Here is a 14,714-nt window from a genome sequence, read left to right as displayed (position 1 = left end):
GCCTATCCAGCGAGAAGTTTTGAACGGGCGTCTTCTGTCGCCGCAACTGTTTCAGCGGGGATATAGAAGTCACGTTGATAGTTGAATGTGTGCCCTATTGCAGCGATCAGCAAAGCGGCAAAGGACAGGATCGCCAGCCACCAGATGTACCATATGAGGGCAAAGGCAAGGACGACGCTCAGTGCGGCCAGTATGACACCGGCGCCTGTATTGCGCGGCATATGAATGGGGCGGAAGCCGGTCAGCGGTCGTTCATGGCCGCGGTTTTTCATATCATACCAGCTGTCGAGATCGTGAACCACGGGCGTAAAGGCGAAGTTGTACTCCGGCGGAGGCGAGGACGTCGACCATTCAAGCGTACGGCCGCCCCATGGATCGCCGGTAAGGTCACGCAATTGCTCCCGCTTCAAATAGCTCACGACGAGCTGGACGAGAAAGGAGGCGATTCCGAGCGCAATCAAGACAGCGCCGAATGCCGCAATGACAAACCATATCTGCAAGGAAGGATCTTCAAACTGGCTCAGCCGCCGGGTAACCCCTTTCAGCCCAAGAACATACAGCGGCATGAAGGCGAAGATGAAGCCGATCTGCCAGAACCAGAAGCTCATCTTTCCCCAGAAAGGATCAAGCTTATAACCGAATGCCTTCGGCCACCAGTAAACGAGTCCTGCCATCAGGCCGAAGACAACACCACCGATAATCACGTTATGAAAATGGGCGATGAGAAAGAGCGAATTGTGCAGTACGAAATCGGCCGGTGGAATTGCAAGCATCACACCCGTCATACCGCCGATCACGAATGTCACCATGAAGCCGATCGTCCATAACATGGGCACTTCATAGCGGATACGTCCGCGATACATTGTGAAGAGCCAGTTGAACATCTTCGCCCCGGTGGGGATGGAGATGATCATCGTCGTGATACCGAAGAACGCATTGACCGAAGCGCCAGACCCCATTGTGAAGAAGTGGTGGAGCCACACAATATAGGACAGGATCATGATGACGCAGGTTGCGTAGACCATCGACGCATAGCCAAACAGGCGCTTGCCGCAGAAGGTTGCGACCACTTCGGAAAAAATGCCGAAAGCCGGCAATACAAGAATGTAGACTTCCGGGTGACCCCATATCCAGATGAGGTTGATATACATCATCGGATTGCCACCAAGATCGTTGGTGAAGAAATTCGTTCCCACATAACGATCCAGCGACAGAAGGGCGAGCGTTGCAGTTAGGATGGGGAATGTCGCCACAATGAGCACGTTGGTGCAAAGCGAGGTCCAGGTGAAGACCGGCATTTTCATGAAGGACATGCCCGGAGCTCGCATCTTGACGATGGTGGCTATCAAATTGATACCAGAAAGCGTCGTGCCCACGCCCGCGACCTGCAGGCCCCATATATAATAATCGACCCCAACGTCGGGACTGTAGTCAATGCCAGACAAGGGGGGATAGGCTAACCAGCCAGTGCGGGCGAACTCTCCTACAAAAAGCGACATCATGATGATGATGGCGCCGCCGGTTGTCATCCAGAACGAGAAATTATTGAGAAACGGGAACGAAACGTCCCGCGCACCTATCTGCAGCGGGACAACATAGTTCATCAAGCCCGTCACGAAGGGCATGGCCATGAAAAAAATCATGATAACGCCATGCGCGGTGAATATCTGGTCGTAATGGTGCGGCGGCAGATAGCCTTCATACCCGTTGAACGCTATTGCCTGCTGGATGCGCATCATGATGGCGTCGGCAAAACCACGCAGAAGCATGATCAATGCGAGAATGACATACATGATGCCGATCTTCTTGTGGTCCACACTGGTGAACCATTCGTTCCACAGATACCCCCAAAGCCTGAAATAGGTAATCGACCCCACAACCGCGATACCCCCAATTGCGACCACTATGAAGGTCACCAGGAGGATTGGTTCGTGATAGGGTATCGCTTCCAGGGAGAGGCGCCCGAAGATCATACTCGTGGAACTGTCACCGCCAATCATGATAGAACATTCCCGAAGTTACTGTTATCCGATTGCAGATTCTTCAATCTTTTGGTCTTGCCCTACGGCTTATCCTGGCCGCAGAACTGCCGCTAACCCTGCTCCACGCCATCGGCACAAAGGTGCTTCAGGGCATATTGTGCATGTCATGACCCTGCTCCCTTTGCGCGTCGGGTACAGCTTGAATATCAGTTGCGCTGGACTGCGCGGCATCGGCGCTATGACGATTATCATGCTGTAGCCGGGCCTTGTTTTCGCGACTATCAAGGCCCGCGCCGCCCATCCTGTCGATGTGCATCATTTCACTCATGCACATCTGGCCGGGGCGAACACACATATTGAGCACGGCTTCGAAAAGTCCGCTTTCAACGGCACCGAAGTAACGAACCGGCTCCCTGATGCTCGGCTTTTCGAGCTTCAGATAAGTATCCCTGTTCAGGGCGGTTCCATTTTGCTTCACCTGGCTTATCCAGTTGTCGAAACCCGAGGCGTCAAGCCCGTGAAACTGGAAGCGCATATGCGAAAAGCCTTCGCCGCTATAGTTGGATGAAAATCCTTCATATTCACCGGCCTTGTTGATGACCGCATGAAGCCGCGTCTGCATTCCCGGCATGGCATAGATCATGCCTGCAAGTGCCGGAATATAGAAGGAATTCATAACCGACGAGGCCGTGATCTTGAAGTCGATGGGCGTATCAACCGGCGCCGCCATCTCGTTGACAGTGGCGATACCGTAATCCGGATAAAAGAACAGCCATTTCCAGTCGAGCGCGACAACTTCGACCGTCAGGGGTTTGGTTCCGGCCTCGACCGGCCGCGTGCCATCAATGCGATCCAATGCCCGGTAAGGGTCGAGTTTATGCGTGTTCACCCAGGTGATCGCGCCCAATGCGATGATAATCATCAGAGGAGCGGTCCATATGACCACTTCCAGCGCTGTCGAATGATGCCATTCTGGATCATATCTGGCGGCGTTGTTCGACTGCCTGTACCGCCACGCGAAGAAAAGCGTCAGGAAGATAACCGGCACGATAATGATCAGCATCAGGATCGTCGATACGACGATAAGGTCTCTCTGCTGCGCTGCAATGTCTCCAGATGGCGACATCACGACCATATTGCAGCCAGCCAGCCCCGGCAGAAGAACCACGGCTAGGAACGCTTTTCGCGTGAAACTGAAGAATGCGTTCATGTCTAACCCGACCTACATTCTGTTCCTTCATCATGATAAGGCACAATCGCATTTCGGGAAGACCCATTTTTCAGTTTATGAAAATTGTTCAGTCCAACAGACTACGAAACAACTATATCTGCTTTTTTTTTGACCTGTTCCTTGATAACTTGTCGTTGTGCGACATCATAAAGCACATGATACATTTCCCTCGGAGAGTTTCATGAGTTCGTCCGCAACACCGACATCATCAGGTCTCGAACAGGACGCACGACGCATCCATAGCGACGGAAAGCCTTTGTCGCCGGGAAATGTCGCCATCGGCGTTGTCATCGGGCGAACATCCGAGTTTTTCGATTTTTTCGTCTATGGGCTTGGTTCCATTCTGGTTTTTCCCAAGCTGATTTTCCCGTTCGCCCCTGATCCGGTAACGGCAACCTTGATGTCGTTCGCGGTTTTTTCACTGGCATTCATTGCGCGACCTGTGGGTTCGTTCGTCTTCATGTGGATTGATCGCCATTACGGGCGAGGAACAAAACTCACGCTCGCTCTGGTTATTCTGGGCGGCTCAACAGCCTCTATCGCCTTTCTGCCGGGGTTCGAGACGATCGGATATTGGGCTGTGTTTTTGCTCGCCCTGTTCAGACTGGGCCAGGGCTTCGCGCTCGGCGGCGCATGGGACGGTCTGGCTTCTCTCCTGAGCTTGAGTGCGCCCGTGGGCAAGCGTGGCTGGTATGCGATGATCCCGCAATTGGGAGCGCCCATCGGCTTCGCACTGGCAAGCATTCTTTTTGCCTATTTCGTACATAATCTCAGCGAAGCGGATTTTCTTGCATGGGGTTGGCGCTATCCATTCTTTGTGGCCTTCGCGATTAACGTCGTCGCGCTGTTTGCGCGCCTCCGCATCGTTGCGAGCAGCGAGTTCGGCGCAGCAATGGATGCGCAGGAACTTCAGCCGCGACCCGTTTTTGAAATGCTGAGTAAACATAGTATCGATGTGGTTCTGGGAGCCTTTGTGCCGCTGGCAAGCTTTGCGATGTTCCACCTCGTAACGATCTTTCCGCTTAGCTGGGTTGTTCTCTCGGGCGCCCAGCCCGCTGAACGCTTCCTCTGGGTTCAGGTGGCGGGTGCTGCGGTCGGTCTGATCGGTATCATCCTGTCCGGATTTGTTGCTGATCGCATCGGGCGACGTAACGAATTGATGATCGGCGCAATAATTATCGCTCTCTTCAGCTTTTCCGCGCCTTTCCTTCTCGATGCGGGCAGCGCGGGGCAGGACGCCTATATTCTGATAGGCTTTGGTGTTTTGGGGCTGACATTCGGTCAATCGTCCGGCGCGGTGTCTTCCCGTTTCACACAATATTATCGCTATACCGGCGCGGCTCTGACGTCAGACCTCGCCTGGCTTGTGGGTGCAGCTTTCGCCCCGCTCGTGGCACTCGGCCTCGCCAGCAGCCTCGGAATAATTTTCATCGGCGGATATCTTATATCCGGAGCAATCTGCACGCTGGCAGCTCTCAGCCTGTCGCGAGTGCTGGACCAGAACTAGCGGTCTTTTTGCTTCCGACATTTGCCAGCGCTCATATCAGAGGGATGCAAATGTCGGAAGCAAACCTCTAGAATATCCGACCAGAATAGAACGACGATCTGGTCCACAACAACGCGCTGAAACGTGCTATCAGTTTCTACCGGTAGGGCGAAATCCGTGATCGCCCCCTCGAAGGACACTCATGTTTACCTTAGCGATCAAATAGAGCCATTTCCCAATAAAAGGATGCCTGTCAGCCGATGTCGGGGGAGGAGGGCTGTCGGGGGAGATGTTGCCTTCACAAAGCCTAAAGGCGGACCGGCCTGAGCGAATGGTTGGATCGCGGTCTGTGAGGAAGCAAGGGCGGACGGAGATACGGCGTCCGGCTTGTCATTTCCGAAAACCTTCACAAGAACGAACAGCGCAGCGGTCTCTAGTATCCATCTTTATCAACCATTCGTAGAAAATCCAGGAAAAAGCGTCATTCCACCGTCGATGAAAAGCGTGGTCCCAACGACATAGTCAGATTCGTCCGACGCGAGCCAAACAGCAGCTCGCGCAACGTCCTCCGGTTCGCCGATCCGCCCGTAAGGGATCAGTGTGAGCAATCTTCTCAGAGCTTCTTCCGTTTCCCAGGCTGATGAATTAATTTGCGTCCTTATAGCGCCAGGCGCGATGGCGTTAACGCGGATATGTTTCGGCGCCAGTTCCTGCGCTATGCTTTCCATCATTAATTTGACGCCACCTTTCGAGGTAGCGTAATTCGCATGGCCCGCCCACGGTATTGCCTGATGTACTGAGCTCATGCAGATAATTTTACCCGCTGCACAGGAAACGGAGGGTATTATGCCACGCCGAAAAAACTCGCGTGTCGCAGCACGGGTGCAAAGAAATTGTCCAGTTAGATTGACATCGAGGACCTTATTCCACTTCTCAAGTGACATTTGAGTAAAACTAGAGTCGCATTGCAGGCCCGCATTGGCCACGAGGATGTCGACAGTGCCAAATTCACTTATGGCGCGTTCGAACATGACATCGACTTCAGCTTCTAGCGAAACGTCTGCTTTTAGTGCCAGGGCTTTGCTGCCTGCTTGACGAATTTGATCGACCACTGCACTCGCGTCGTCGTCACTAACAACGTAGTTCACAATCACATCGGCACCCGCCTGGCCCAAAGCTATTGCGACACTTTTTCCGATGCCAGAGCTTGCTCCAGTGACTACAGCTTTTTGACGGGCTGAACCGCACCGGGTTTGCCGGAGGCCGTTTGGTTTAAGTTATGCAGCCATAGCTGGTTCGTCCAGCATGGCGTAATACTGCTCCTCGGCTTCGGCTGGCGGGATGTTGCCGTTCGGCTCCAGAAGCCGTCGATGGTTGAACCAGTCGACCCATTCCAGAGTAGCGAATTCAACCGCTTCGAAGCTCCGCCATGGTCCGCGCCGATGAATGACCTCGGCCTTGTAGAGACCGTTGATCGTTTCGGCGAGGGCGTTGTCGTAAGAGTCGCCGACGCTTCCGACGGAAGGCTCGATTCCCGCCTCGGCCAGTCGCTCCGAATACTTGATCGAGACGTATTGGACACCGCGATCGCTGTGATGGACGAGGCCGCCGCCATGAACGGGACGCCGCTCATGAAGGGCCTGCTCCAGGGCATCGAGGACGAACCCGGCATGCGCCGTCCGGCTCACCCGCCAGCCGACGATGCGGCGGGCGAGGCGTCGATGACGAACGCCACGTAGACGAAACCCTGCCAGGTGGCGACATAGGTGAAATCCGAAACCCAGAGCCTGTTCGGCGCAGCGGCTTTGAACTGGCGCTTTACGCGGTCTAGCGGGCTCGGAGCCGTCTTGTCCGGGAACGTCGTACGGATCGGCTTGCCGCGGATGATACCTTGCAGGCCCATCGACCTCATAAGCCGGGCAACAGTGCAGCGGGCGACGTCAAAGCCCTCCCGCTTCAATTGCCGCCACACTTTCCGAACGCCATAGACGCGGAAGTTCGCCTCGAAGACACGCCGTATCTCAATCCCCAAGGCAATATCGCTGCGGGCGCGGACCGACAGGCGGTCAACGTCAAGGCGCTTGGCGACGTTCTCGTAATAGGTTGACGGGGCAATCGGCAGCAGCCTGCAGATTGGCTCGACCCCGAACACCGAGCGGTGTTCGTCGATGAAGGAAATCATCGTTTCAATGGGCGGTCGAGCTCCGCCATCGCGAAATAAGCAGACGCCTTGCGCAATATCTCATTCGCCTGACGAAGCTCCCGGTTCTCCCGCTCCAGAGCCTTCATCTTCTCGGCGACGTCGCTTGGGAGCCCAGGCCGGGAACCACTGTCCACTTCGGCCCTCTTCACCCATTCATTGAGCGTCTGCGCCGTGCAGCCGATCTTGGCGGCGATCGAGGAAACCGCTGCCCACCGCGAGGAATATTCGCCTTCGTGATCCAAAACCATCCGCACCGCACGGGCGCGGACTTCAGGTGAAAATTTGTTCGTTGTCTTGCTCATGATGGTTCCACTTTCTCAGAAGTTGGAGCCTCCGGCAAACCCGGCGCGGTTCAGGTATCAACGACAATGTGACGCTTACGTCCGCTAATCTTCTTTCCCGCGTCAAAGCCCCGTATTCCGCCACTTTCCGTGGTTCTAACTGACTGGCTGTCGATGACGCCAGCCGTTGGACTGGGCTGCCTGTCAGCCTGCTCACGCGCCAGCATCACAAGCGTGTTGTTGATGGTACGCAGCAAGCCTTCATCGCGCCAGCGGTAGAAGTATTTCTGTACCGTCGAGAATGGTGGGAAATCGGTTGGCAGAAGCCGCCACGCACCGCCAGATGATGCGATATAAAGAAGCGCGTTTACCACCTCACGCAGATCCGTTTTGCGAGGGCGACCAAGGTATCTGGGCGAAGGCATCAGCGGTTCGATCACTGACCATTCCGCATCCGTTAAATCAGTTGCATAGCGCGAATTGCGACGTACATAGTGGCGGCGAGCGGTTACTGTCCAGGCCATTGTGATCTCCATCGAATGTAAGCAATCCGATTGGATCATAACCTACTGTAATCGCTCAACCCTTTTTGGAACAGGCTCTTAAGCCGGAGTTTCACCACAGGATTAAACATTCCCAATTTATTCATGTTTAATATCAATTTCGTGAGCCAACTATTTGTTGCGTGTCCGAACAGACACTGCAGACCGCCATCTATCAGAAATCGGATTACGGTGTGCCAGAGTAAATTACCTTGCCCAGGGAATTCCTGGTTGCGCCAATCGTTGGCACTGCATGTTCCAAATGCCCAGGAGCCATTAAATGATCGACGGCATGACCTTTTAGAAGCAAATAGTCAGTAATAATACGCCGATGACACCGCCACCACACCGCTTCTGAACACATTAGTGTCAAACGACGATTGTTGCCGAGGTGAGTTAACTTCTTAAATGCCAAGTCAAACTCTTCTCCCAATGCATAATCGGCATAATTGTGAAAGCTTTGCACCCGCCAGAACGCGTTTACTTGTTCATCGACATTGGTTTGCTTGGATCTTCGTCCACCTAACGCAGCGCAGTGGACATACTCAATGCCAATTTTCTGCAGCTCTCCCGGAAGATTGCCAATATTATACACTGGATTTGTGCGTGAACGCGGAAATGATCTCACGTCGACAAGGATCTCGGTGCCGCTCTCGCTCAACATATCGAGAAATACACAAAGGCTGCGGTTCGAGTGTCCAATGGTCGTATATTGTGCGATCATTCTTCCAGTCTCGACAAAGCGTTTCCCTTGTGAGCGGCGATATGATCAGTCTTATCGCTCCTGATCTCATATTGCGGATCATCTTCCGACGCGCGATGACGATGACCTTTAAAATTGAAATCCGCCACATGGACCTTAATAATATGCCCACTCACGCGACCGGCTTCTGAGTTCCAGCCCACATGATCTCCAACGGCAAATTTTGACATGGCTTTCCCTCAAGGCACCTATGCTTGCGACTGCTTATAATTGAATCTGGACCAGAAGCCTTGAAAATCAACCCTTCGCAAATCTTGCAAATTCATTGATTTCGTTATTTCCGTTTATTATCTGTGCCGTATCCAAAGTGGATAAGGGGCGACATTTAACCATTTAAAGTTGGCACCGGACGAGATCGGCAGAAGGATTTTGGAACACCTTCACTGTTCAGATTGTGATAGATCACTGCTTCGTCGGCAATTAATCCAATTATCTTGCCGCTTTATGAGATATGTATTGAAATCATGTTCGGCTTGACTCTTTTGGCACTGACGCTTCCAGGGTTCCGCATATTCATTTTCCTGGTGAATAGTATCGGATTCTCTCGCCACCGTAGAAATTACAGGATGACGGATTAACCATATGCGCTTGACGCTTTATACGGACTTTTCGCTTCGCGTCTTGATCCATCTGGCACTTCACGAGGATCGCCTGTGCTCGATTGGAGAAATTGCAAACGCATATTCGATTTCCCACAACCATTTGATGAAAGTCGTCAATGGTCTTGTGAGCGGCGGTTTCATTGAAACTGTTCGCGGCCGAAGCGGAGGCCTGCGTCTGGCGCGTGCTGCGAAGATGATATCGGTCGGCGCCGTTGTCCGACATACTGAAGAAGGGCTCCATCAACTGGCAGATTGCCCGGAATGCGCACTTTCACCCGCTTGCGGCCTCACAGGCGTGCTCGCTCAGGGGGTTGAAGCGATGCTTCGTGTCTTCGATAGCTATACGGTTGAAGACCTGCTGACGGACAAGATAGTCATGCGCCGATTAACTGAACGCAAGCCGCCGCTGGGCTTTGACCTGGTGGAATAGTCCGGGGAACGGGCTTTCACCCGTTCCATACTTTGTCGTCGCACAACGTTCGAGGGCGACCTCACGCTGCCAGGAGTTCGTCGGCAGGTCCGAAAAATTCATAGTGAATTCGCTCGGAAGGCACACCAGCAAGCGAGAGCGCTGACACGGCGGCACGCATAAACAGTCGCGGTCCACAAATATAGTAGTCGGCGTTTGTCACTGGCGTGTGGTTGATGAGCCATTCATCGGTTATCAGTCCCGCGTAATCGTAGTCATCGCCCGCATTTTCACCGGCAAGTGGCGTCTGATGAAAATCGCTCACACGAATATCGCTGCCCTTAGCCGCAAGCGCACGTACATGATCGCGCATCGCGTGGGTCTCACGGTTATGTGTCCCGTGAATATATTGCGTTGGAAGTGCGGGATGTTGATCGGCAATGGTTTCGAGCATAGCGACCATTGGCGTAAGCCCCACGCCGCCAGATAACAGGACAACCGGGCGGGTCGGCTGTTCGGCGAGGAAGAATTCACCTGCTGGCGCTGCCACCTTGATGACGGTACCAACGCTTGCCTGATCGTGAAGCCAGCTCGAGGCTGCACCACCCGGCTCCTTCTTGACCGAGATGCGATAGGTCTTGCCGTTGGTTGCACTTGAAATGGAGTAGTTTCGCTTGATTGGCGCCTGATTGTCGATTTCAAACCAGAAAGTCAGATACTGGCCCGGCTTGTGCTCCATGACCGGCCCGCCATCCACGGGGCGGAGAACGAACGACGATATGGTGCTGCTCTCACGAATAATTTCTTCGATACGAAAATCCCGCCAACCATTCCAACCGCCATCGGCGACTTTCTGCTCGTCATAGATACGATTTTCCCGCGCCATCAATATGTTCGCCAGGAACCAATAAGCTTCTCCCCAGGCTTCCAGAACTTCATCCGTTGCAGCGTCGCCTAAAACAGCTTTGATCGCACCCAGCAGCGCCTCGCCCACATGCGGGTAGTGTTCCGGCAGGATCTGAAGGCCGACATGCTTTTGTGCGATCCGCTCCACTGCCGGAGCCAGCGCACCCAGATTGTCGATATTACCGGCATATGCAAGAATGGCTCCCGCCAGCGCCCTGGGCTGCGATGAGGCGTCGCCATGGTGAGACTGGTTGAACAAATCCCTGATCTCAGAGTTCTGGAACATGCGCGAATACATCTCATGAACAATATCAAGTCCATGGGCGTTAAGCGCGGGAACGGTAGCCTTGACGATAGCAACCGTGTTTTCCTTCAGTGTCTGCGACATGTGTGTCTCCGTATCAAATGCATGTCAGGCGGCCCGATCATTCTCCGGCCTTGTTGCGCATTTCGACGGTAAGGTCGCCGGAATGCGCGTTACATAATAAAATCATGTATCTAATATGCATCTATATGCTTGAGCGGAGGCACGCAAGAAATTTGCGTCGATTAATAATCTCGACGGCAGAACTATCATCAAAATCGTGTGAACCAATATTGTCGTTATGAAGCTGGCGATAGCTATTAAGGCGTCAGGCCATAGTCCCTCAATTTTGTGCCACAACAACAGCACCTGCCTCGATATGAATGCAGGAATTGAAAGAAGCTTGCGGTATGCGCTTGGAGCACCACCGCGACGCAAACCGTGCGAACTGTGGCGTAAGAGGTATTATTCCGAACGGTCGGCAAGCGAGCATTACCTATCCGCTCGCCGACAAATGTTCGCGAGCTTCATCAAGAAGGATCGAGGAACTTGACAGCGAGTTAGTCGGATAGGCTGATGGCTAACGCCTGCTTCAAATCCGCGATTAGATCAGATTCTGCTTCAATACCAACTGACACCCGCACAAGATTATCACGGATACCTGCAGCCAATCTCGCTTCTTGTCCCATTCCCGCATGGGTCATGGTTGCTGGATGCGCAACCAGGCTCTCAACGCCGCCTAATGATTCAGCAAGCGTAAAAATCTGAACCGCTTCCAGGAAAGACCGGACACGTGTTAAGCCACCGTGCAGTTCAAAACTGAGCATCGCGCCATAACCCTTTTGCTGGCGTGTCGCTATTTCATGTCCAGGATGTTGTTCCAGGCCTGGATAATACACTTCCTTGACAGCCGGATGCCCGGCGAGAAACGCGGCAATAGCCATAGCGTTTCTCACCTGATGTTCAATGCGAGGGAAAAGGGTACGAATACCTCGCAATGTAAGATAGGCATCAAAGGGAGACGCAGTCACGCCGGTCAGATTTGCCCAGAACCGTAGCTGCTCCGTATCGGCCAATGTCGCGCAGACAACTGCCCCGCCAACCACGTCTGAATGTCCGTTGAGATATTTGGTCGTGGAATGGATGACAAAATCCGCACCTAGAGAAATCGGATTCTGCAAGGCAGGTGACAGAAAGGTATTATCGACGGCTACTCTTGCACCGACCTTCTTTGCCTGATCTGCGATTGCCGCAACATCAACAACTCGCATCAACGGGTTGGAGGGAGTTTCAACGATCAGCAACTTTGGTCGATGCGAAAGCGTCGATGCCACAGCCTGTGCATCTGACTGGTCGACAAGTTCCAGTTTGAAATAGCCTTTATCGCGCAGCATAGTAAGCAATCTGTATGTGCCCCCGTAACAATCATGGGGCGCAACAACGAGATCGCCAGGAGCAACAGTGGATAAAATCAGATTGACAGCCGCCATTCCCGAACTCACAACAATCGCTCCGGCCCCTTTCTCCAGCTTTGCGATTGTATCTGCGAGCAAATCCCGTCCGGGGTTGGCCGTGCGGCTATACTCATAACCTCGATGCGCATCAAAGCCCGTAAATGCAAAAGTGCTACTGAGATAAAGCGGCGGCGTCACAGCGCCAAAACTGGTATCTGACGCTACGCCGTGTGCTGCGGCAATAGTTTTTGCATTACGCTCGCTCATCCGATCTGCTTTCCATTTCATTCTTGTGCTTGCAACTTTAACCAAGGCGCCACAATTGGTCGTTATGCATTCAAGGGGTTCGATCGCTCATCTATATCCCGTGCGTTGACTGATTGGCTACTCAACGGGCTATTAACCAGGAAACATGGTGAACACCGGGGCAACCTCCGCCTCGAACTTTATGACATTTCCTAATCTTCCAGATAAACCATTCTCGCTTATTAACCGGTGCAGTTAAACGCCGATTTAATTGTCCCGATAATCGGCTCGAAGGCTCCTGACGCAATGTCACGGACGAGCAAACGACCTTCGGCAACGCCGAAAAATGCGCCATGTAGTTTCAGTTTGTCTTCGTCCACGCGTCTTTTCACCCATGGAAAAGTCATCAGATTCCGCAAGCTCAGTTCGACCGAGGCGAATTCAAGTCTGCGAAGATACTCACCGTGGTCATGATGATGCTTTTCGCCAAGCGTGTCAGCGGCTGGGGCGATTTGGGACATCCATCGACCAATAAAATCGCCAGGAGACAGCGGCGCCTGTTTGTCAGCGAAAGCACGAATACCACCGCATTGTGCGTGACCGAGCACCACGATGTGTTTTACGTGCAAGGCTTGCACGCCGAACTCCAGTGCCGCGCTTGTGCCGTGCTGCGTTCCGCCGTGAGGCTCAAAAGGAGGAACGATGTTGGCAACGTTTCGAGCGACCAACAATTCGCCGGGGGCTGCATCGAAGATGACCTCCGGAGACACGCGAGAGTCAACGCATCCAATGACCATGATTTCTGGATGTTGACCTTTCTCGGCCAAATCCTTGTAACGCTCGTGCTCGTTACTGAATCGCTTATCCAGGAAAGCTTTATAACCTTCGACCAAACGCTCCGGAAACATTTTTCCTTCTTTCTGACTTATATCATTGTTTGTAGTGCCGTTAGAACGGCGGCTTGCCCAATAAGCTCAATGAACCAGTATATCCGACAGGAACTGTAGACGCTTGCCACGGTTCGCCCAACGCATGTTTGAAAACTGAGTTGAGCGCCGAATAAACTTGTGCGTGAACAAATGGTTTTGCAATGATAGCTCTGCCGGGAACGCAATGTAACGACCGCTCGGTTGCGCGAGCCTCCGTGATATAAATGACTAGTATTATCGTCGCAAGTTCTCTGGCTCGCCACGCCAATTGCCACCCGTCCGGGCGACGTCCATGTCGAGTATCGGTAACCAGTGCACAAAATCGGAATATGTCGGCATCGATCTCTGGGGTTGCCAATTGTCCATCAGTCGCCAATAACACATCAAAGCCTCGTTCGTGCAGAAACCCCTCAAGCTGAACACCAGTAAAGGTCCATCTTCAACGAGCAAGACCAAAGGTGTGGGCATCGCAATTCCCTGCGAGAGTGCCATCTAAGATAACATCTGAGCCGACAAATCGGAGCGCTGTTCTGGCCAAAAAGTTTCATGACGGTCGCAATTTCTTCGGCTCGCATCTGCGTTAGATTTGGAATAGCCCCCTAATTGCCCGGACATTTTCTGCCACTTAAATAAGTGATAGGACTACTGTTCACATTATGACTGGTAATAGCATTAAGATGGAAATTCTTTCCGGCCCTGAGCGGCGTCGACGTTGGAGTACAGCGGAGAAGCTTGCGATCGTCCACGAAACCTACGAGGCGGACGCGACAGTCAGTCTGGTCGCCCGTCGTCATGGCATTGCGCCTAACCAGTTGTTCGCGTGGCGCAAACTTGCATCGCAGGGTGCCTTGGTTGCCACCGCAGCCGAAGAGGAGGTTGTCCCTGCCTCGGAATACCGGGCGCTTCAGGCTCAGGTGAAGGAATTACAGCGCCTGCTGGGCAAGAAGACAATGGAAGGGGAAATTCTCAAGGAGGCCCTCGAAATCGCCAACGGCCCAAAAAAACGACTGCTGCACTCAATCTCGCTGCCGAAGGACGTTTTGCGATGAAGGCGCTATGCGAGACGTTAGGCGTTGCCCGGTCGAACATGGCTGCACGCGCCACAGGCACCCTTTCCAGAGCCCGAGGGGGTGTTGTTACGTTAACTGGGCTACAGTTGCCTGCCTGACGGTTTGGGCGTAAATTTTGGCGATGCAGACATCAGTTATCATCTTCAAGCGTCACCGTTTTCCGCCACAGCTTATTGCTCATGCGGTGTGGCTTTATCTGCGGTTCAACCTTAGTCTGCGTGAAGTTGAGGAAATGCTGCTTGAGCGTGGAATCGACGTATCATACGAGACAGTTCGTCGTTGGATCGCCAAGTTCGGCCCCCAGAT

Annotated in this window: 9 protein-coding genes, 5 pseudogenes and 1 other annotated feature; of the genes and pseudogenes, 4 read left to right on the top strand and 10 right to left on the bottom strand. The window is 53.2% G+C overall.

Features of this window, described 5'->3' with window-relative positions:
* Positions 1-2: 2 nt before the first annotated feature.
* Positions 3-2,000 (bottom strand): cytochrome o ubiquinol oxidase subunit I, encoded by a 1,998-nt coding sequence (cyoB, locus tag HWX93_RS20065; RefSeq protein WP_176038487.1) that lies wholly within the window; start codon positions 1,998-2,000, stop codon positions 3-5.
* A 127-nt stretch (positions 2,001-2,127) separates the two neighbouring features.
* Entirely contained in the window at positions 2,128-3,192 is a 1,065-nt protein-coding gene (cyoA, locus tag HWX93_RS20060) for a ubiquinol oxidase subunit II (RefSeq protein WP_176038486.1), read from the bottom strand.
* Between the two features lie 202 nt (positions 3,193-3,394).
* Between cyoA and HWX93_RS20055 the strand changes: the two genes are divergently transcribed.
* On the top strand, positions 3,395-4,720 hold the full coding sequence (locus HWX93_RS20055) for an MFS transporter (RefSeq protein WP_061345703.1): 1,326 nt from the start codon (positions 3,395-3,397) through the stop codon (positions 4,718-4,720).
* Between the two features lie 428 nt (positions 4,721-5,148).
* Here the strand turns inward: HWX93_RS20055 and HWX93_RS20050 are convergent.
* From HWX93_RS20050 to HWX93_RS20030, 5 genes and pseudogenes are all read right to left on the bottom strand, one after another.
* Positions 5,149-5,919: pseudogene (locus tag HWX93_RS20050) on the bottom strand (SDR family oxidoreductase); the annotation flags it as partial.
* A gap of 57 nt (positions 5,920-5,976) precedes the next feature.
* Positions 5,977-7,204, bottom strand: a pseudogene (locus tag HWX93_RS20045) (IS3 family transposase).
* Positions 6,807-6,923: a sequence feature (AL1L pseudoknot), on the bottom strand. (Overlaps the previous pseudogene by 117 nt.)
* Before the next feature lie 53 nt (positions 7,205-7,257).
* Positions 7,258-7,707 (bottom strand): annotated as a pseudogene (locus tag HWX93_RS20040) (IS5 family transposase); the annotation flags it as partial.
* A gap of 205 nt (positions 7,708-7,912) precedes the next feature.
* Positions 7,913-8,449: a DUF488 family protein gene (locus HWX93_RS20035; RefSeq protein ID WP_176038485.1), complete on the bottom strand. Its 537-nt coding sequence runs from the start codon at positions 8,447-8,449 to the stop codon at positions 7,913-7,915.
* Entirely contained in the window at positions 8,446-8,658 is a 213-nt protein-coding gene (locus tag HWX93_RS20030; RefSeq protein WP_176038484.1) for a DUF2945 domain-containing protein, read from the bottom strand. Before HWX93_RS20030 ends, HWX93_RS20035 begins: the two co-directional genes overlap by 4 nt.
* Positions 8,659-9,070: 412 nt before the next feature.
* On the opposite strand from HWX93_RS20030, the gene HWX93_RS20025 reads away from it, so the two are divergent.
* Positions 9,071-9,520 (top strand): Rrf2 family transcriptional regulator, encoded by a 450-nt coding sequence (locus HWX93_RS20025; RefSeq protein WP_151558783.1) that lies wholly within the window; start codon positions 9,071-9,073, stop codon positions 9,518-9,520.
* A 61-nt stretch (positions 9,521-9,581) separates the two neighbouring features.
* Here HWX93_RS20025 and hmpA read toward each other — a convergent pair whose 3' ends face one another.
* From hmpA to HWX93_RS20010, 3 genes are all read right to left on the bottom strand, one after another.
* Entirely contained in the window at positions 9,582-10,793 is a 1,212-nt protein-coding gene (gene hmpA, locus HWX93_RS20020) for an NO-inducible flavohemoprotein (RefSeq protein ID WP_151558785.1), read from the bottom strand.
* A 476-nt stretch (positions 10,794-11,269) separates the two neighbouring features.
* Entirely contained in the window at positions 11,270-12,430 is a 1,161-nt protein-coding gene (gene metB, locus HWX93_RS20015) for a cystathionine gamma-synthase (protein ID WP_151558797.1), read from the bottom strand.
* A 221-nt stretch (positions 12,431-12,651) separates the two neighbouring features.
* Entirely contained in the window at positions 12,652-13,317 is a 666-nt protein-coding gene (locus HWX93_RS20010; protein WP_151558799.1) for a carbonic anhydrase, read from the bottom strand.
* Positions 13,318-13,994: 677 nt separating this feature from the next.
* Between HWX93_RS20010 and HWX93_RS20005 the strand changes: the two are divergent.
* Positions 13,995-14,467: pseudogene (locus HWX93_RS20005) on the top strand (transposase); the annotation flags it as partial.
* Between the two features lie 62 nt (positions 14,468-14,529).
* Positions 14,530-14,714 (top strand): annotated as a pseudogene (locus HWX93_RS20000) (IS6 family transposase); the annotation flags it as partial.

The organism is Brucella tritici, from assembly GCF_902825325.1.
Taxonomy (GTDB): domain Bacteria; phylum Pseudomonadota; class Alphaproteobacteria; order Rhizobiales; family Rhizobiaceae; genus Brucella.
Note: the sequence above shows the minus strand (reverse complement) of the source record. Positions and strands in the feature narration are given on the sequence as shown.